Source organism: bacterium, from assembly GCA_035945995.1.
Classification (GTDB): Bacteria; Sysuimicrobiota; Sysuimicrobiia; order Sysuimicrobiales; family Segetimicrobiaceae; genus DASSJF01.
Genome location: DASYZR010000099.1, coordinates 1 through 17,711 on the forward strand (window position 1 = coordinate 1; position 17,711 = coordinate 17,711).

20 protein-coding genes and 1 pseudogene are annotated in these 17,711 nt (G+C 70.9%); 15 read left to right on the top strand and 6 right to left on the bottom strand.

The window, feature by feature from the left end:
• Positions 1-1,616, bottom strand: a 1,616-nt coding sequence (locus tag VGZ23_10820) for a histidine kinase (GenBank protein ID HEV2358086.1), incomplete at its 3' end; no start/stop codon positions are given.
• Between the two features lie 177 nt (positions 1,617-1,793).
• On the opposite strand from VGZ23_10820, the gene VGZ23_10825 reads away from it, so the two are divergent.
• The 11 genes and pseudogenes from VGZ23_10825 to VGZ23_10875 all read left to right on the top strand — a co-directional run bounded on the left by VGZ23_10825 (position 1,794) and on the right by VGZ23_10875 (position 11,610).
• Complete coding sequence (locus tag VGZ23_10825; protein ID HEV2358087.1) at positions 1,794-1,967, top strand: hypothetical protein; 174 nt, start codon at positions 1,794-1,796, stop codon at positions 1,965-1,967.
• A gap of 156 nt (positions 1,968-2,123) precedes the next feature.
• Positions 2,124-2,927 carry an enoyl-CoA hydratase gene (locus tag VGZ23_10830; GenBank protein HEV2358088.1) on the top strand — a complete coding sequence of 268 codons (804 nt, stop codon included), beginning with the start codon at positions 2,124-2,126 and terminating at the stop codon, positions 2,925-2,927.
• A gap of 10 nt (positions 2,928-2,937) precedes the next feature.
• A complete protein-coding gene (locus tag VGZ23_10835; protein HEV2358089.1) occupies positions 2,938-3,153 on the top strand; it encodes a hypothetical protein in 216 nt (71 codons plus the stop codon).
• A 12-nt stretch (positions 3,154-3,165) separates the two neighbouring features.
• A pseudogene (locus VGZ23_10840) lies at positions 3,166-3,459 on the top strand (redoxin family protein).
• Between the two features lies 1 nt (position 3,460).
• The gene (locus tag VGZ23_10845; GenBank protein ID HEV2358090.1) at positions 3,461-4,186 is read left to right on the top strand and encodes a cytochrome c biogenesis protein CcdA; all 726 of its coding nucleotides are present in this window, start codon (positions 3,461-3,463) and stop codon (positions 4,184-4,186) included.
• Between the two features lie 76 nt (positions 4,187-4,262).
• The gene (locus VGZ23_10850; GenBank protein ID HEV2358091.1) at positions 4,263-6,593 is read left to right on the top strand and encodes a xanthine dehydrogenase family protein molybdopterin-binding subunit; all 2,331 of its coding nucleotides are present in this window, start codon (positions 4,263-4,265) and stop codon (positions 6,591-6,593) included.
• 67 nt (positions 6,594-6,660) lie between these two features.
• Positions 6,661-7,701, top strand: a complete 1,041-nt coding sequence (locus VGZ23_10855) for an ABC transporter substrate-binding protein (GenBank protein ID HEV2358092.1) — start codon at positions 6,661-6,663, stop codon at positions 7,699-7,701.
• Positions 7,702-7,711: 10 nt separating this feature from the next.
• On the top strand, positions 7,712-8,677 hold the full coding sequence (locus tag VGZ23_10860; protein HEV2358093.1) for a CocE/NonD family hydrolase: 966 nt from the start codon (positions 7,712-7,714) through the stop codon (positions 8,675-8,677).
• Positions 8,674-9,435, top strand: a complete 762-nt coding sequence (locus VGZ23_10865; GenBank protein HEV2358094.1) for an ABC transporter ATP-binding protein — start codon at positions 8,674-8,676, stop codon at positions 9,433-9,435. The genes VGZ23_10860 and VGZ23_10865 overlap by 4 nt, the downstream gene beginning before the upstream one ends.
• 37 nt (positions 9,436-9,472) lie before the next feature.
• Positions 9,473-10,309 (top strand): ABC transporter permease, encoded by an 837-nt coding sequence (locus VGZ23_10870; protein HEV2358095.1) that lies wholly within the window; start codon positions 9,473-9,475, stop codon positions 10,307-10,309.
• A gap of 20 nt (positions 10,310-10,329) precedes the next feature.
• Positions 10,330-11,610 (top strand): M24 family metallopeptidase, encoded by a 1,281-nt coding sequence (locus VGZ23_10875; GenBank protein ID HEV2358096.1) that lies wholly within the window; start codon positions 10,330-10,332, stop codon positions 11,608-11,610.
• 23 nt (positions 11,611-11,633) lie between these two features.
• Here the strand turns inward: VGZ23_10875 and VGZ23_10880 are convergent, their stop codons facing one another.
• The 4 genes from VGZ23_10880 to VGZ23_10895 all read right to left on the bottom strand — a co-directional run bounded on the left by VGZ23_10880 (position 11,634) and on the right by VGZ23_10895 (position 13,517).
• Positions 11,634-11,969, bottom strand: coding sequence for a type II toxin-antitoxin system PemK/MazF family toxin (locus VGZ23_10880; GenBank protein HEV2358097.1), 336 nt, complete (start codon positions 11,967-11,969; stop codon positions 11,634-11,636).
• Positions 11,954-12,163 (bottom strand): ribbon-helix-helix domain-containing protein, encoded by a 210-nt coding sequence (locus VGZ23_10885; protein ID HEV2358098.1) that lies wholly within the window; start codon positions 12,161-12,163, stop codon positions 11,954-11,956. Before VGZ23_10885 ends, VGZ23_10880 begins: the two co-directional genes overlap by 16 nt.
• A 110-nt stretch (positions 12,164-12,273) precedes the next feature.
• A complete protein-coding gene (locus tag VGZ23_10890) occupies positions 12,274-13,053 on the bottom strand; it encodes a hypothetical protein (GenBank protein ID HEV2358099.1) in 780 nt (259 codons plus the stop codon).
• Positions 12,981-13,517 carry a CPBP family intramembrane glutamic endopeptidase gene (locus VGZ23_10895; GenBank protein HEV2358100.1) on the bottom strand — a complete coding sequence of 179 codons (537 nt, stop codon included), beginning with the start codon at positions 13,515-13,517 and terminating at the stop codon, positions 12,981-12,983. The genes VGZ23_10890 and VGZ23_10895 overlap by 73 nt, the downstream gene beginning before the upstream one ends.
• Before the next feature lie 32 nt (positions 13,518-13,549).
• Here VGZ23_10895 and VGZ23_10900 point away from each other — a divergent pair, with 32 nt between their 5' ends.
• Genes VGZ23_10900 through VGZ23_10915 form a run of 4 tightly spaced genes read left to right on the top strand, consistent with a single transcriptional unit; the run spans position 13,550 to position 17,310 of the window.
• On the top strand, positions 13,550-14,491 hold the full coding sequence (locus VGZ23_10900) for an NAD(P)-dependent oxidoreductase (protein HEV2358101.1): 942 nt from the start codon (positions 13,550-13,552) through the stop codon (positions 14,489-14,491).
• Entirely contained in the window at positions 14,481-15,857 is a 1,377-nt protein-coding gene (locus tag VGZ23_10905; GenBank protein HEV2358102.1) for a Xaa-Pro peptidase family protein, read from the top strand. Before VGZ23_10900 ends, VGZ23_10905 begins: the two co-directional genes overlap by 11 nt.
• The gene (locus tag VGZ23_10910; protein ID HEV2358103.1) at positions 15,854-16,855 is read left to right on the top strand and encodes an amidohydrolase family protein; all 1,002 of its coding nucleotides are present in this window, start codon (positions 15,854-15,856) and stop codon (positions 16,853-16,855) included. The genes VGZ23_10905 and VGZ23_10910 overlap by 4 nt, the downstream gene beginning before the upstream one ends.
• Before the next feature lie 41 nt (positions 16,856-16,896).
• The gene (locus VGZ23_10915) at positions 16,897-17,310 is read left to right on the top strand and encodes a hypothetical protein (protein HEV2358104.1); all 414 of its coding nucleotides are present in this window, start codon (positions 16,897-16,899) and stop codon (positions 17,308-17,310) included.
• Between the two features lie 34 nt (positions 17,311-17,344).
• Here the strand turns inward: VGZ23_10915 and VGZ23_10920 are convergent.
• The coding region (locus tag VGZ23_10920) for a hypothetical protein (GenBank protein HEV2358105.1) at positions 17,345-17,711 on the bottom strand (367 nt) is incomplete at its 5' end.

The following is a 17,711-nucleotide window of genomic DNA, read 5'->3' on the forward strand; positions in this document are numbered from 1 at the left end:
TGGGCGGGCCGCGCGCCCCCGGCGAGCCCGCGGCCGTCGTCGCGCACGCGAAGCACGAGCCCGTCGCCGGCGCGGACGAGCTCGACGTCCACGCGCCTGGCCCCCGCGTGCTTGACGGCGTTCCACAGCGCCTCCTGCGCGATCCGAAACACCGCGGTTTCGAGCGCGGTGTCGAGCCGCTCGCCGCCGAGCCGTTCGTGCAGGTCCACCGGCAGGCCGCGGGAGACGATTTGGGTTTGGATGTACCAGCGCAGCGCCGGGGCGAGCCCGAGGTCGTCCAGCACGGCGGGCCGCAGATCGTAGATCAGCCCGCGCACCGCCTCGACCGTGCGCGCGGCGAGCCGCCGGAGGCGCGCGAGGGTCTCAGGGGTCACCGCGACGCCGCGGGTCGTCTCGAGGCGGGCGGCCTCGAGCTCGAGCATCAGGCCGGCCAGCGACTGGCCGGCTTCGTCGTGAAGCTCGCGCGCGATGCGTTTGCGCTCGTCCTCCTGCGCGCTGAGGAGGCGGTGAATCAGTCCGGTGCGCGCGGCCTCCTTGTCGCGCAACTCGTCGAGCAGGCGGGCCTTGTCCATGGCGAGACTGACCTGCGTGCCGATCGCCGACAGCACCGAGAGCTCACGGCGCGTGAACAGCCGTCCCGCCGGCAGGACGAGATTGAGGACGCCGACGGTGCTCGCCGCCGTACGGAGCGGGATGCTCGCGTGCCGCGCGCTGAGCCCCGTGCCGGCGAGCCGGTCGCACTCCACGACGACGCCGTGCGCCGGCAGCCGTCCCGCGCGCAGGAAGTCGAGGCACCGGCACGAGCCGGCCATGGCCGCCCGCCCGTCGCGCGCCAGCGGACCCGGCAGCCGCAACTCCGCCGCCGCGTCGTAGCGGCCGTCCCTTTCCAGGAATACCCAGCCGGAGTGCGCCTGGACCATATCGCCGGTTGCCCGCAGCACGTCGCTCAGCATGTCGCTTACGTGCCGCGGCTGGTGCAGCGCGGTGCTGATGCTGCTCATCACTTCGACCGCACGCTGACGTTCCAGTGACCGCAGCTGGATCCCGGCGCCGAACACGGCGGCACCCAGGGCCCCCGCGAACTCCGACAAGCCGGTGCCACGCGGCGAGCGCCCGAGAAACGACCACGCGGCGAAGGCCACCCCGATCGCGAGCAGCCCGGTGAAGATCAGGCGGATGCCGGTGTCGTCCAGGGTGCCCTCGGCCCGATAGTAGCCCCAGGCCGCCAGTGCGAAGGCCAGGCCGGAGGCGAGCCCGACGATGACGCGGGCGTGGTCGGCTCCCCACAGCAGGATGAGTGCGGCCGCGAGGAGGAGCCCGCCGTAGCCCACCATCCCCAGCAGCACGGTCCCGGGGGCGTTCGGATCGCGGGCGACGGAGCCCGTGAGGAAGCATCCCGCCGCGGCGAGGATCAGCGCGCTCGCGACGGCGTGGACCGGCGCCGGCGCCCCGCCGGAGAGAACGGCGAGGTCGACCGCCGACCTGGCGGCGAGGGTAGCCGTGCCAAGCGTCCACCAAATGACGTAGGGTAGGCGTGTCTCGACGTACTTGCCGAGCAGCAGCAAGACGATGGCTACATGAACGCCGACGGCAATATCCAGTATGAGGACCGGCACGCCCAACTGACCACCCCCGTCGGGCCCCGCGAACCTCTACTCGCTTCATTCCCCGGTGCGCCGGGAATATCGTCGCGAACCGGCGCGGGGACGCATCGGGTGAAGACCCGATTTCCGATGTCGCCGGGCCTAATCGGGCGGCCGCCTGATTACGGGTCCTAGCCGGTTGCTGGTACAGTGGGCGTCGGGATGAGTTACGGCGCGGATCGGCTGGTCTGGAGCGTGGTGCTGGCCATTCCGCTGGCGCTGCTGACGGTGGGGTTCGCGGGCTTTCTTCGGCTCGCCGCCGGGCGCCATCGCAAGATCGTGCGCCTCGCGAGACGGAAGGGATTGTCCGGCCGGGCGTCGTGACGGGGGGAAACGACGCCCGGCCTGCTCGATCGTCGAGTTTATGGGCAACCATTAGATAGAAGGAATGCCGCCGGTTTGACGTAAAAGTCCCCGGGAGCGGCCGGCGTGCTCCCCCGGGGCGGACGCCGGCGCCGGTCACGCGGGAGGGAAAGGCTCATGGATTCGCCGGTCGAGCACGTCGGGACGGCACAGAAGCCGCTGTTGCTGTACGAGGTCACAGACGGCGTTGCCGTACTGACCCTCAACCATCCCGAGCGGCGGAACGCGCTCTCGCGCGCCATGCTGGGAGCTCTCAAGCGTTCGCTGGATCAGGCGGCCGCGGATCCGCACGTCCGGGCGGTGGTCATTCGCGCGACCGGTCCGGTGTTCAGTTCCGGGCACGATCTCCGCGAACTCGTCGGCCAGTCTCAGACCGACGTCGCCACGCTGTTCGATCTCTGTACCGACGTCATGGAGACTGTGCGCACGCTGCCGAAACCCGTCATTGCTCAGGTCCACGCCCTTGCGACCGCAGCCGGCTGTCAACTCGTCGCAACCTGCGATCTCGTCGTCGCCTCGGAGAACGCGGCGTTTGCGACTCCGGGCGTAAAGACCGGGCTCTTCTGCACGACGCCGGGGGTCGCCGTGGCTCGGGCCGTGGGCCCTCGGAAGGCGATGGAGATGTTGCTCACCGGGACGCCGATCACCGCGCGGGAGGCTCAGCAGGCCGATCTTGTGAACCGTGTCGTGCCCGCGGACCGGCTTGAAGAGGAGACGATGGCCCTCGCGCGGCAGGTGATCGCCGCCAGCGCCTATACGCTCGCGGTCGGCAAGCGGGGGTTCTACCGCCAGATCACCAAGGATCGCCCCGAGGCCTATGCCGTGGCCGAGGAGATCATGGTGGAGAATGCCCTCGCCCCGGACGCGCAGGAGGGGATGCGTGCGTTCCTCGAAAAGCGCCCGCCCCGCTGGCAGCAGTGATCCGGATGAGGTGAGAGAGGTCGCAATCGTGGGAACGAGCCGCCGGGCGGTCCTGATGGTCATGCTCGCCGCCGGTGCGTTGACGCTGTCCGGCCTGGCCGTGCGGGCGCAGGCCGCGCCGCGGCCGGCGCCGGCATTCCGGCTTCCGCTCCTGTCGGGCGGCACGATCGGCCTTGCCGATCTGAAAGGCCGGCCCGCCGTGCTCCTGTTCTGGGCGCCGTGGTGACCCACGTGCAATGGTGACGCCCCCGGGTGGGAGCGTGCGTACCGCGAGGCCAAGGACCGGCGCGTGGCGATGATCGGGATCGGGCTGCTTGATACCCGGCGGGCCTGTGAAGGGTTCGTGCGGCGGTACCATCTCTCGTTTCCCAATGCCTACGACCGGGACGAACGAGTGGCGAAGGCCTACGGGTTCACCTATCAGCCGTATTGGGCCGTCATTTCGCGCAGCGGCTCGCTGGTTCGGACGGGATACGGACCGGCGAGCGAGACCGAACTGGTGCAGACGATCGACGCGCTCGCGAGGCGGTAGCGTGCATCTGTCGCTTGCGATCGCGTTCTTTGCGGGCGTGCTGGGGTTCTTCTCGCCGTGCGTGGTGCCGCTCATCCCGGGGTACCTGTCGTTCGTGTCCGGCGTCTCGCTCCTGGAGCTCGATGCCGCGGCACGGCGGCGACAGATGGGACGCGTCGTCGGCGCGACCCTCCTGTTCGTGCTCGGGTTCTCCCTGGTGTTCACGGGGCTCGGGGCCTCGGCCTCCCTCCTCGGCGGCTTCATCCTGGGCAATCGGGAGCTGCTCGGCCGGATCGGCGGCGCCGTGGTCATCGTGTTCGGGCTCGTGATGCTCGGCGTGCTGCGCGTGCCGGGATTCTACCGGGAGCGGCGCATCGCGTTCGCGCGGCGGCCGGCCGGACTCGCCGGCATCGTGCTGGTGGGCATGGCGTTCGGGTTCGCCTGGACGCCGTGCGTGGGCCCGGTGCTCGGTGCCATCCTCACCCTGGCGGCCACCACGGCGAGGGCGGCCGATGGGGCCGTGCTGTTGTTTGCGTATTCGCTCGGCCTCGCCCTGCCGTTTCTGGCCACCGCGGCGCTGCTCACCAGCGCGTTCGGGGCGTTGCGGGCCATCGGCCGGTACGCGCACGCGATTGAAGTGACGGGCGGCGCATTCCTCGTCGTGATGGGCGCGGCGCTGCTGTTCGATTGGATCTATCGCCTCAACGCCTGGATCCTGACGGTGTTTCCGGTTCGTCCGGCGCTCTAACGAAGTCTCCCGCACAAGGACTCACCCCGGGCCGGCCCGTAGACTCGTAGGCACGCTTCTCGCTCAGGAGGCCCGTGTGGCAGACCCACGCTCGGGACCGGCGCCGTGGATTGGCCAGAGCATGCGCGCGCGGGAGACGCTCCGTCCGATCCGTGGCCTCACGCACTACGTCGATGATCTGGCGCTGCCCGGGGCACTGCATCTCGCCGTGGTCCGCAGCCCGATCGCGCACGGCCGCATCCGCCGGATCGCCCTGGATGCGGCGCGGCGCGCGCCCGGCGTGGCGGCCGTGGTGACGGGCGCCGACATCGCCGGCCGCGCGCGCGGGTTTCCCGTCAACGTGCAGGAAGGGGCCGCGGTGACGGCCGTCCCGCATCCGATGCTTGCTGTCGATCGCGTCCGGTACGCGGGTGAGCCGGTCGTCGCCGTGGCCGCGGAAACGCCGGCGGCCGCGGTCGATGCGGCGGCGCTCGTGCAGATCGAGTACGATGAGCTCCCCGCCGTGACGGACCTGCGCGCGGCGCTCGGAGGACCGGTTGCGGTCCACGACGCCGCGCCGGACAACGCGCTGCTCCGCTGGCGCCGGACGCACGGCGACGTCAACGGCGCGATCGCGTCGGCCGCCCGGGTGGTGCGGGCGCGGTTCCAGATCCCGCGGATGGTGGCGGCCCCGATGGAGCCGCGCGGGGGCGCGGCGATGTACGATCCCGGCACCGACGTCCTGACCGTGTGGTGCTCGGCGCAGGACCCCCACCGCCCGCTGGCCCAGCTCAGCCACATCCTCAAGCGGCCCGAGCATCGGTTGCGCATTGTCGTGCCGGACGTCGGCGGCGCGTTCGGCGCGAAGGGCAGCCCGGCGCCCGAAGTGGCCGTCGCCGCGGTGCTGGCCATCGACCTGCGGCGCCCCGTCAAGTGGATGGAGACGCGGCGCGAGAACTTCCTGGCCGCCTATCAGGCCCGCGGCGTCGATGCCGACGTCGAGCTTGCGCTCGACGCGGACGGACGGTTCCTGGCCCTGCGCATGCGGATGCTGGCCGACCTCGGCGCCTACATGTATCCGCCGACCCCCACCGTGCCGCTGACCGCCGCGATTCTCGTGATCGGCGTCTACGCCACCCCGGCGGCGGACGTGGAACTCATCGGGGTCGCGACGACTAAACCGCCGACCGGTCCATACAGGGGCGCGGGGCGTCCGGAGGCCGTGTTCATCATCGAGCGGATGGTGGATCTCGCCGCGCGGGAGATGGGACTCGATCCCGTCGAACTCCGGCGGCGCAACTTCATCGCCCCCGAACAGTTTCCGTACCGGACGCCGCTCGGCTGGGTGTACGACTCGGGCCGGTACGCGCTCTGCCTCGATCGGGCGCTGGACGCCGTCGGCTATGAGCGCTGGCGTCGCGAACAGACGCGCGCGCGGGCCGAGGGCCGGCTGCTGGGCATCGGCGTCGCCGCCTACGTCGAGCGCGCCGGCACGGCGTTGTGGGAGGGCGCCGCCCTCACCGCTGCGCCGGACGGCCGGGTCGTCGTGCGCATGGGCTCGACGCCGCACGGACAGGGCCACGAGACGACGTTTGCGCAGATCGCGGCCGACGCGCTCGGCGTGCCGCCCGAGGTCATCACCGTGGAGCACGGCGATTCCGCGGTGGTGCCGCGGGGCGTCGGCACGTTCGGCAGCCGCTCCATCACGGTGGGCGGATCGGCGTTGTGGGTGGCCGCGCAGAAGGTGCAGACTAAGGCGACCCGGATCGCAGCGCATTTGCTCGAGGCCGCGCCCGAGGACCTGGTGCGCGAGGGAGACCGCTACGCCGTACGGGGTGCCACCGCGCGGGGCGTCACGTTCGCCGAGGTGGCGGCGGCAGCGTATCAGCCGGGGCGCCTGCCGCGGGATCTGGAGGTCGGATTGGACGCGGCGGCCACCTTCTCGCTGCCCGGTCCGGTGTTCCCCTCCGGCGCCTACGCGGCGGTGGTCGAAGTCGAGCCGGACACCGGGGCCGTGCGCATCCTGGCCCTCGTGGCGGTCGACGACGCCGGCCGGGTCGTCAATCCGTTCCTCGCGGAGGCCCAGGTCGTGGGGGCCGTGGCGCAGGGACTCGGTGAGACCCTGCTCGAGGAGGCGGTGTTCGACGAGGCGGGGCAGCCCCTCACGACCACGTTCGGCGAGTACGCGATGCCCCGCGCCGCCAACACGCCGCCGGTCCATGGCGAGTTTGTCGAAACGCTGTCCCCGTTCAACCCGCTGGGGGCGAAGGGAGTCGGTGAGGCGGGCGCAATCGGCGCGCCGCCCGCGGTCGCGAACGCCGTGATGGACGCGCTGTCGTCCTTCGGCATCCGCCACCTCGACCTGCCGCTCGCGCCGGAGAAGATATGGCGCGCGATTCGGGAGGCGGCGGACCGGGCGGCCCGATGAGGACGGCGGGCGCACCGCCGCCAACCTTCGAGGCGATCGGGCCAGGTGATCGAGAGGGGGCTGGAGGATGAAACGAGAGCTCACGCTCGTGGTGACTGTCGTCCTGGGAGCGTTGATCACGGGCGGCTCGCTCACGGCAGGCTCCGCCGCGGGGCCGCAGTTCCCGCCACCGGGCCCCCGCGAGAAGATCATCTTTGGGCAGCCGGTGGCGCCGCCCAACGTCGTGCACGCCCCGGTGGAACTGGCGAAGGCGTTCGGGTTCATGGACAAGTACAACGTGGACCTCGCGACGCTGGACTTCGATGGCTCGACGCGGGCGCTCACCGCCGCGATCACCGGCGGGGTCAACGTCGGGCTCATCGACTGCCAGGTCGCCTACGGAAACGGCGTGCCGATCGTGGCCTTCTACGCGCCGGCGCCGCGGATGGACTTCGTGCTCGTCGCGCGCGACACCATCAAGACGCTCCAAGACCTCAAGGGCAAGCGGATGGGGCTGTCCAGCGCCCCGGGCGGGATCATCGACCGCATGAACCGCGCGATTCTCCAGACCGCGGGCCTGCGGCCGGAAGACGTGGCGATCGTGCCGACGACGCCCGCGGGCCGCGTGGCGGCGCTCCTCACCGGGCAGAATGACACCGCGATCTTCCACTACGAGCAGGCCAGCAAGGTGCTCCGGACCCAGCGCGGCTTCCACGTCCTGTACGACCTGTACAAAGCCCTCCCCGACTACGAGTACAACATCTACTGCGGGCTCCGGCCGTGGGTCGCGGCTCATCGGGAGACCGTGGTCAACATGACGGCGGCGACGATTCTGGCCGTGCGCTACGCGTACGCGCACCGCGTCGAGGCGCTGAAGGCGCTCACCCAGATCACGCACGAAGATCCGGAAGACGTGGCGTACGCCTACGGCAAGATCATTACGGGGTGCATCTGGGCCCGCAACCTCGGATTGGACCCCAAGCGGCTCGCCTGGACGGTGCAGTTCGAGCACCAGGGCGGCAGCCTGCGCAATGTCTACGACGCCCACGACATCCTCGACATGGGGATCGCGAACGAGGCCCTGGCGAAGGCCGGCGGCCCGGTGCCGGTTCCCGCCGGGTGCGAGTAGCTCCCGCGGCATGCCCGACGAAACGATCCGGTACGTCGGCCGCACCTGGGAGCCGCGGTTCCGCGCCAACGGCGTGGATGCGGGCGACTATCGCCGGGTCGTGGACGGCCTCGAGACGTGGGACCAGTGGTACGGCGCGTGGATGGAGCTCGGCCGCAGACACGAGGGCCTCACCCGGGGAGCCGAGCGCCGGGTCGCGTGCTATGCTCGCGCTCTCCCGTGGCTCGAGCCCCCGGGCGAGCGCGTCGAGTTTCCGCTGGAGGCGATCCGGATCCCGGCCTATCTCCGCCGCCCGGCAGGAGGTCCCGCGTCAGACGGGGCGGGCGTCGCGCGGCCGCCCGTCGTTCTCTTTCTCTCGGGGCTCGACTCGGTGAAAGAGGAGCACGCGACGTTCGAACGGTTCTTCCTCCGCCGGGGGCTCGCCACGCTGACCCTGGACGGGCCGGGGCAGGGCGAGACCTGGTACCGGATGAAGATGCGCGTGGACTTCGAAGTCGCGGCGGCCGCGGCCGTCGACTATCTGCTCGGCCGGGACGACGTCGACGGTACGCGGGTCGGAGTCTGCGGGGTGAGCCTCGGCGGGTACCTCGCGCCGCGGTGCGCCGCGTTCGAACCCCGCCTGAGCGCAGTCGCGTCCTGCGGCGGCCTGCACAGCCTCGAGGAGGGTCGCCTGCACCGCGGCCTGCACCTCGCGCGGTGGCTGCACATCTGGGGCGCCCGCGACGCGGCGGACCTCGCGGCCCGGAGCCGCGGGGCCACGCTCGCCGGCTGCGCCGCGCGGATCACGGCACCACTCCTCGTCGTCCACGGCGCCCAGGACAACCTCATCTCGCCGGAGGACGCGTATCGAACCTTCGAGGCGGCGCGCGGCCCCAAGCGCTGGGTGCTGTACCCTGAGGGCAACCACGTGTGCAACAACATCGCGTACAAGTACCGGCCGCTCGTCGCGGACTTCATGGCCGAGCAGCTGCGGTGACCCCCAAGATCCAGCTCGAGAATGCGTGCCGGATGTTTGTCGGCGGGACCGTCAGCGTGTTTGAGGCGCTGTCGTTCGACGTCTACGACAACGAGATTCTGTGCATCGTCGGCCCGAGCGGCTGCGGCAAGACGACGCTGCTCCGCTGCATCGACGGGCTCGTGCCGCTCTCCGCGGGACGGATCGTGTTCGACGGTACCCTGGTGACGGCGCCGCCGCCGCGGATGGCGATGGTGTTTCAGCACTTCGGCCTGTTCCCGTGGAAGACGGTGGCGGCCAACGTGGCGTACGGCCTGCGCTTCGCCGGCGCGCCCCGGGGCGACGCGGAGGCCCGGGTGCGACGGGTGCTCGCGCTGGTCGGGCTCCAGGCGTTCGCCTCGTATTATCCGTACCAGTTGTCCGGCGGGATGCAGCAGCGGGTCGGGCTCGCCCGGGCGCTCGCGATCGATCCGGAGGTCCTGCTGATGGACGAACCGTTTGCGGCGCTCGACGCCCAGACGCGCGAGATCTTGCAGGAGGAAATGCTCCGGATCCTCGGCCAGGAGCGCAAGACGATCGTGTTCGTCACCCACAGCATCGATGAGGCGCTGTTCCTCGGCGACCGCGTCATCGTGCTGACGGCCCGCCCGGCGCGCATCCGGGAGGTGCTCACCGTCCCGTACGGACGGTCGCGCTCGCTCGCCGCGATGCGGGCCGATCCGGCGTTCGGGACCCTCCGGACGCGCGTGTGGGACCTGCTGCGGCCGGAGATCCAATGAGCGCCGCCCGCGCCGGTGGTTGCGGCGGCGGACGCCCATGACCGCCGAGGCGTCGGCGGCGGTCTCCGCGCAGCAGGCGGCGGTGCAGAGCGCCGCGGCGCGCCTGCGCCGGCGGCAGCGGCGCCACGACTTGGCGGTGCGGGCCGTGTCGGTGTGCGCCGTGCTGGCCGTGTGGGAGATCGGCGGCCGGGCGATCAGCCCGCTCCTGTTCGCGCCGCCGTCGCGCATCCTCGCCGCGGGGATCCAGATTGTCGCGACGGGCGAGCTCTGGCCGTATCTGAGCCTCAGTTTCCGGGTGGCCGCGCTCGGTACTCTGCTCGCGACGGCCGTCGGGATCGCGGCGGGCGTCGCGATCGCGCGCGTCCGGCTGCTCGATCTGTCGCTCGAACCGTTCGTGATCGCGCTGTACGCGACGCCGATGGTCGCGCTCATTCCGCTCGTCGTCATCTGGGCCGGGTTCGGCGACTCCGCGAAGATCGTCGTGATCTTCCTGTTTGCGGTGTTTCCGATTCTCCTGAACACCTATCAGGGCGTCCGGGGCGTGGATCACCGGCTGCTCGAAGTGGCGCGGTCGTTCCGCACCTCGGAGGGGGCGCTGTGGGGCGACGTGATCCTGCCGTCCGCGCTGCCCTTCATCATCGCCGGACTGCGGCTCGCCCTCGGCCGCGCGCTCGTGGGCATGGTCATCGCCGATTTGTACACTGCCGTCTCGGGCATCGGGTACCTGATCGTGCGGTACGCGCAGAATCTTCAGATCGACCGCCTGTTGGTGCCGGTCGTGATCCTCTCGATCACCGGCGTGGTCCTGGTCCAGGGGCTGAGCTGGCTGGAAGCACGCATCGCGCCGTGGCAGGTCGCCGGGCGCGACGACTGACGCGAAGGAGGCAGAGTCCGGTGCTCTCCCATGAGTTCGGCGCCGTGCGGGGCGCCCTCGACAACGGCGCCCACTTCGGTCGTCTCACCGGCACGCCGTACTACGCGGACGCGGTCTACGATCGCTTCTCCGACGGCGAACAGCGGCGCCGCTTAGCCGCCGCCCGCGCGAAGATGGCCCGGCTCGGCCTCGACGGCCTCATCGCGTGCGGCGGGCCGAACCACTGGAGCTACGGCGCGGGCGTCTTCTGGCTGACCAACCATCGTGAGTGGCACGCGCTGTCGGTGTATCTCTACGTGCCGCGCGAGGGCGAGCCGACGCTCGTCTACGGGATGGGCGGGACTCACATCGAGGCGACCCGCCGCGCGGTCGCGGTGCGCGATGTGCGGCCGGCGTCCGCCGGGCAGTTCGGCGACGTACTGGCCCGCGTCGCGCGCGAGCACGGGCACGCCGGCGGGCGGATCGGGATCGCGGTGATCGATCCCCGGTACGGTGACTACCTCCCGATCAACCAGTATCAACGCCTCGCCGCCGAGCTGCCGGACGCGCGGCTCGAGCTGGTGGGCGACTTCTTCCACGAATTGCTGGTGATCAAGAGCCCGGAGGAGCAGGGGCGGGTTCGCAAGGCCGGTGAGTTGTGCGTGCGGGCGCTCCGCGCCGTGCGCGACGCCGCGCGTCCCGGGGTCGCGGAATACGAACTCCGGGCCGCCGCGGCGTCCGCGATCCTGGCCGGAGGCGGCGAGCTGGACTTTCTGATCATCGGCAGCACGCCGATGGACGAGCCGTCGATGGTCTTCGGCAACCCGCGGCCGTCCGCGCGGCGCCTCCGTACCGGCGATCTGATTCTGAACGAACTCGCCGCCGGGTACGAGGGGTACACGGCGCAGATCGGGATTCCCGTCTGCGTGGGTCGGCCGGCCGGCCACGTGCGCCGGATGTGGGACGAGGTGGTCCGCCCGGGCTTCGATCGGCTGGCCGAGGAACTGCGGCCCGGCAACACCTTCGAAGCGATGCAGCGGCACACGCGCGTCTTCCGCGACCTCGGATACCAGTCCCGGCCGATCGTCATGCACGGGATCGACTTGACCAGCCATCATCCGGACGTCCGCGTCGACGGCGTGCACGCGGACCCCGAGGACCGCGTGATGCGCCCGGGCATGGAACTGATGCTCGAGCCTAATCCGATCACGGCCGACGGGTTGCTCGGGCTCTTCTACGGGCACACCTTCCTGATCACGGACACGGGTCGGGAACTCGTGACCGGCGGGCTGCCGGCGGACCTGCTGGTGGCCGACGGTTGAGGCACGCCGGGAGGCTTTTCTGATCAGCCGACGAGTTCGAACAGGCCCTCGATTACTTGAGCCAGTTCTTCTGACGACACGGTCGCCAAGCGCCGGCCAAGACGTTCGGTAGACAGCGTGCGGACTTGGCTGACCTTGACCCACGAGGGTTGCGGGAGGTTGGTGCTTTCGAGCTTTAGCGTCAACGGGAATCCCGCTCGTTGGGGCTGGCCGGTGAGGGCAACTGCAATGACGGTGCCGGAGCGGTCATTGAAGACGTCATGGCTCAAGACGAGAACGGGACGACGCCCTGCCTGTTCACTGCCGCGGACCGGATTGAGATCCGCCCAGTAGATATCACCCCTTAGGATTCGGGCCATGCGTCACCGGCAAGGCCCTCTTCGGCGAGTGCGCGTTCCTCCTTTGGGTCCAATTTTGCGGCCTCTTCCGTGAGTCGTCTGCGCCGCCTCCGCTCCAACTGCCGGCACACAGCGTCTTGGATCGCCCGGCTGCGGCTGGGGTAAAGGCCCTCGGCCACCAGACGGTCGACCTGGCGCAGGATCGACTCATCCATCGTGATGGCTACCTTCGCTGTGCTCACCGTCGTCGCTTCCTCCACTCCTCGGTATTCCCAATTATCATACCATGCGATCAGGCCCCGATTCGTATCCAGTTAGGCGCTGCCTACGCAGAGGGCCGGCGTTTCCGGATCAGGAGCAACGCGACGGCCGCGGCGAGGACGATCGCGAGCGTCCCCGCGCCGTAGATCAGCCACGGCGGCGGGCCGCCGCCGGTGGGACGGGCGGCGACGAACACGCCCAGCGCGTCCGAGGGGGCAAAGACCTGCAGCCCGGCCGCGATGCGCTTCGTGTCCAACGCCGTCCAGGTGCTGCCGTTCCATCGCAACAGGACGGTGGCGTGCCGGGGATATCGCAGCACGGGCGTGACCGGCCGCCGCAGCACGATGGGCCGGCCGTTCCGATACGTCGCCTCGACGCGATAGCCGTTGCCGTCGAAGACCCAGCCGGACGGCGGCGGCGCGACGGTGGCGGGGTCCACCGGCGTGATATGGACGATGGCCGCGGTCACCCCGGGTTGGGGCGCCACCGCGTCGTGCGGGAAGATCACGCCGGCCTGCGCGTCGTCGGTCAGAATGGACGCCGACCCCGAACCGGTGGCACTCACGCCGATCTGCCCGCCGCCGCCGGACGGAGCCTGATTGTCCCGGGCGAGTGACGGGGGCGGATGCACCCAGCGGTACGGCGCCGGCGGCGCTTCGCCCTCATACAGCAGGCGCGCCGGCACGGCGCGCCAGACGTACGGAGCGACCACAACGTAGACGATCGCGGCGGCGAGGCCCCACGCGAGGGCGCGCCCCCGCCGGCGCCCGGTCACCATGCCGTCTGCAGCACGTTGGCCGCGGCGTGGGTCACCGAGGACGCCGTCCAGGTCCCCGAGGCCCACCGCTGCCATCCGAAGAGCAGTCCCGCGGCCAGATCAATCGGAAACGCCGCGACCCCGTACGCCGGGACGTGGACCGCGGCAAACACGACGGCCGAGCCGCCCACGGCCGTGGCGGCGCCATAGACCGCGAGCGCGCCGTACAGCAGGCGCCGGAAGAGCAGTTCTTCGGCGGCGCCCGCGGCCGCCGTCGCGGCGACGAAGAGCGGCGCGATCCGCGGCGCCATCGGGTGCTGCAGCACGCGTGCGGCGACGAACGCGGCGACCCCGATCAGGGTGGTCCATGTCCAGGGGAGCCGGCCGCCGCCGCGTTCCTCAGAACCGCGCGGCAGCGGCGTGATGCCCCCGACCACGCCGGCGGCGAGAGTGATCGCGAGCGACGCGAGCGTGGCCGGAGGACGCAGCGCAAGCGCGGCGCTTCCGCAGAGCGCAACCAGGAAAGGTAGGAAGAAGTCCAACTCAAGCAAAAAGAATACTACGCCGCGGCGCCGGACTCCGCTTGTCCGGCGCCTGTTTCGCACGCGGCCGGGAGGCGTCGGTGGCGCACGTCGGCTTTGTGGGGTTCGGGGCGATGGGCAGCCGCATCGCGAAGCGGCTGCTGGACGCCGGCCACCGGCTCACCGGCTACAACCGGACCGTCGCGAAGGCCCAGGGGCTCGTCGACGCGGGCCTGCGCCTCGCGCCGTCCCCGCGGGCGGTCGCGGAGGCCGCGGACGTCATCTTCTCGATGGTGACGGACACCGCGGCGCTGCGGGCCGTCACGGATGGTCCCGACGGCATCGTCGCCGGCCTCGGCCCGGGCAAGATCTACGTCGATATGAGCACCGTGAGCCCGCAGGCCAGCCGGGCGCTGGCCGAGCGGGTCTGTGAGCGCGGCGCCCGGATGCTGGACGCGCCCGTGTCCGGCAGTCTCGTCACCCTCCAGGAGGGCCGGCTGTCGATCATGGTCGGCGGCGACCCGGAAGCGGTCGAGCGGGTCCGCCCGATCCTGCTGGCGATCGGCCCCGTGGTGACGCACGTCGGCGGCAACGGACAGGGAGCCCTGATGAAGGTCGCCACGAATCTGAATCTGGGAGCCCAGGTGCTGGCGTTCTGCGAGGCGGTGCTGCTGGCGGAGAAGGGCGGCATCGACCGGGCGACCGCCGTGCGCGTCTTGCTCAACAGCGCGATCGCGTCGCCGATGCTGAAGTACCGGGGGCCGTTCGTGCTCGAGATGCCCGACGAGGCCTGGTTCGACTGCGCCATGATGCAGAAGGACCTGGTACTCGCCGAGGAGATGGGCCGCGCGCTCGAAGTCCCGCTGCCGACGACCGCCGTGGCGAACGAGTGGCTCACCGCGGCGCGGGCCATGGGACTGGGCGCGCAGGACTTCGCGGCAATGTTCGATGTGCTGGCGCGTCTGGCGGGCGTGGCCGCCCGGGAGGACAATCATGGGACATAAGACGTTCGGTCTGCAGACCGTCGATTGGGAGGAGCGGGTCAATTACGAACGCCTCCGCGCAGAGCGGCTTGCCCGGGTCAAGCGGTTCCTCGACGGGTCGGAGTTCGGCGCGCTCCTCTGCTTCGACATGAACAACATCCGGTACATCACCGCCACCCACATCGGCACCTGGGCCATCGACAAACTGGTGCGGTTTACGCTGCTGCCCCGCGGGGACGACCCGATTCTCTGGGACTTCGGCTCCGCGGCGCGCCACCACCGGCTCTACTGTCCGTGGCTGGGAGAGCGCTCGCGCGCCGGGATCTCGACTCTCCGCGGCGCCTATCCGGACAGCGCCCGCGACGTGGCGAAGAAGATTCGCGCCGAACTCGAGTCGCGCGGGCTGCACCGCCAGCCCCTCGCCGTGGACATCGTCGAGCCGCAGGTGTTGTTCGCGCTGCAGGCCGAGGGTCTCACGATCGTCGACGGACAGGCGCTCATGCAGGACGTGCGCAAAATCAAGACCGAGGATGAAATCACCCTCATCACGACCGCGGTGATGATGGTCGACGCCGCGTACGAGGAGCTGTATCAGGCGCTGCGGCCCGGCATGCGCGAGAACGAGTGCGTCGGCTTGGTGGCAAAAGTGCTCTACGATCTCGGCTCCGAGCACGTGGAGGGCGTGAACGCGATCTCCGGCGAGCGGTGCAGTCCGCACCCGCACGTCTACACCGACCGCGTGCTGCGGCCCGGGGATCCCGCGTACTTCGACATCCTGCACGCCTACAACGGGTACCGGACGTGCTACTACCGGACGTTCTGCGTCGGAAGCGCCTCGCCCGCGATGGTGGACGCGTACCGGCGGTGCCGCGACTACCTCGACGCCGCGCTCGCGCTGATCCGCCCGGGTGTCACGACGGCCGACGTGGTCCGGGTGTGGCCGAAGGCGGAGGAGTTCGGCTTCGCCGACGAAGAGGCGGCGTTCGCGCTCCAGTACGGGCACGGCGTCGGTCTTTCCATCTGGGAGAAGCCGATCTTCAGCCGCCTGGTCTCGCTCGACCACCCCGAAGTGATCGAAGAAGGCATGGTCTTCGCCCTCGAGACGTTCTGGCCGGCCACGGACGGCTGGTCCGCCGCCCGGATCGAGGAGCAGCTCGTCGTGACCAAGGACGGGTGCGAAGTGCTCACCCGATTCCCCGCCGAGACGCTGCTGGTCGCCGGCACGCGGTACTGGACGGCGACGGGGCCGCTCGCCTCGACCCGCGAGGCGCAGTCGAACCTGAACCGCCCGGCCCCGGCCCCGTCGTCCCCCGGCGAGAACAGGCCCGCGGCGAAGGTCGTCGCCGGCGCGCGGACGGAGGGCCGCGGGGCCGCCGCCCGCGGATGAGCACCGCCGCCGCCGTCGTCGATATGCACGTTCACATCATCGTTCCGGAAATCACCCGGGACCACGGCCGTGAGCCGTGGCGGCCGAGGGTCGTCCGGGACGGCGGGCGGCAGCGCATCGAAATGGACGGCGTCGAGGTGCGGTCGGTTCGTCACGAGTTCGTCGATCCTGAGGCCCTGCTCGCCGAAACGGCCGCCGCCGGCAGCGATCGCGTCGTCCTGTGTCCGTTTGTCGGCCTGCTCCGGTACGACGCCGAGCCGGAGGACACGTTGGACTCCGGCCGCATCCAGAATGCCGCGCTCGCCGCGCTCGTTCGTGCCCACCCGGACCGCGTCGCGGCGCTCGGTACCGTGCCCCTACAAGATCCCACGCTGGCGGCGCGCGAGCTCGAAGCCGTAGTGCGCTCGGGGCTCGCCGGCGTGGAGATCGCGGCGAGCGCCCGGGGCGTCTACCTCGGCGACGACCGGTTCCGTCGGTTCTGGGAGGCCGCCGACGCGCTGCGGGCTGTCGTGTTCATCCATCCCACGACGCGCGGCTTCGACATCCCGGCGTTTGCGCGGTTTCACCTCGCCAACGCGGTCGGCAATCCGTTCGAGACGACCATCACCGCAGCGGATCTCGTGATGAGCGGCGTGCTGGAATCGCATCCCGGTCTGCGCGTCGTCCTCGCCCACGGCGGGGGGGCGATTCTCGCGCTGCGCGGCCGCCTGCGTCACGCGCACGAACACGTGGCCGCGGCTCGGGTGCGCCTGGGGACATCGCCGGAGGAATCGCTCCGAAGGTTCTACTTCGATACGATTGTCCACGACGCGACGCTGCTCCGCCAGCTCGTCGCCTACGCCGGACCGGACCACGTTGTGCTGGGATCCGACTATCCGTTCGACATGGGCGTCGAGCGGCCGGCCGAAGGGGTGCGCGCCCTGGGACTCGCTCCGGACGATGAGCGGCAGATCCTCGGCGGCAACGCGATGCGGCTCTTGTCCGAGGGACATGCATGAGCGGCGGCGGACATGACACCGCAAGAAAACGGAGGATCGAGATGATGCATCTCGGCCTAACCCGGACGGCCCGGGAAGCAACGGTCTCGCTTGGCGCCCTGCTCCTCGTGCTGCCCGCGGTGGTGTTCTTGCTCGCGGCCCTGCTTCGGATGCTGCAACCCGTGCAGCATCAGCCGGCCGCGACAGCGGCGGCGGTCATGGCCGTGTTTGCGGGAACGCCCCGGCCGGTGCTCCGCGTGCTTCTGCTCCTGTGCCCGCTCGTCGCTCTCATCGTGGCGGCGGCCGACCAGCGGCGGCGCTGGAGCGACGATCCGGCATGGCGCGAGGACGTCTGGGCGCTTGCGGGCGCGTGCGGCCGCGTCCTCCGCAGGCCGCTCGCGGTGGCCACCGTGCTGGCGCTGCTCGCGAGCGCGGGGTGGCTCGCGCTAGTCGTCATGCACGCCATCGCGGGATAAGATGCGGGCCGCGCCGGGGATCCGTCAAGGACCTTCACGGTATTGGGCGCGTTCGGCGCCGCGTGCCTCTCATCGCTAAGAGGGCCCCGAAGACGATGAGCGCGACGACGATGGCATAGCGCCCCCACGGGGCAGCCTGCACGTAGGGCGTGGTCGCCGTCGCGACGGGAGCGAACGTGCCGAGCGCGGGTACGTTCGCGACCAGCAGGTGCAGGTGCCCCGCGTAGCGGATCGTCCTGACCGGCTCCCAGCCCGACTCGCCGGCCCGGGCGATTTGCGTGCCGCCTGTCGCGTATCGGAGCACGACCGTCACGGTGCGACGGTACCGGGGCACCGCGCCGCTCATCCCGTGCACCGCCTCGAACCGGCAGGCGTTGCCGTCGAAGCGCGTACCCGGGGGC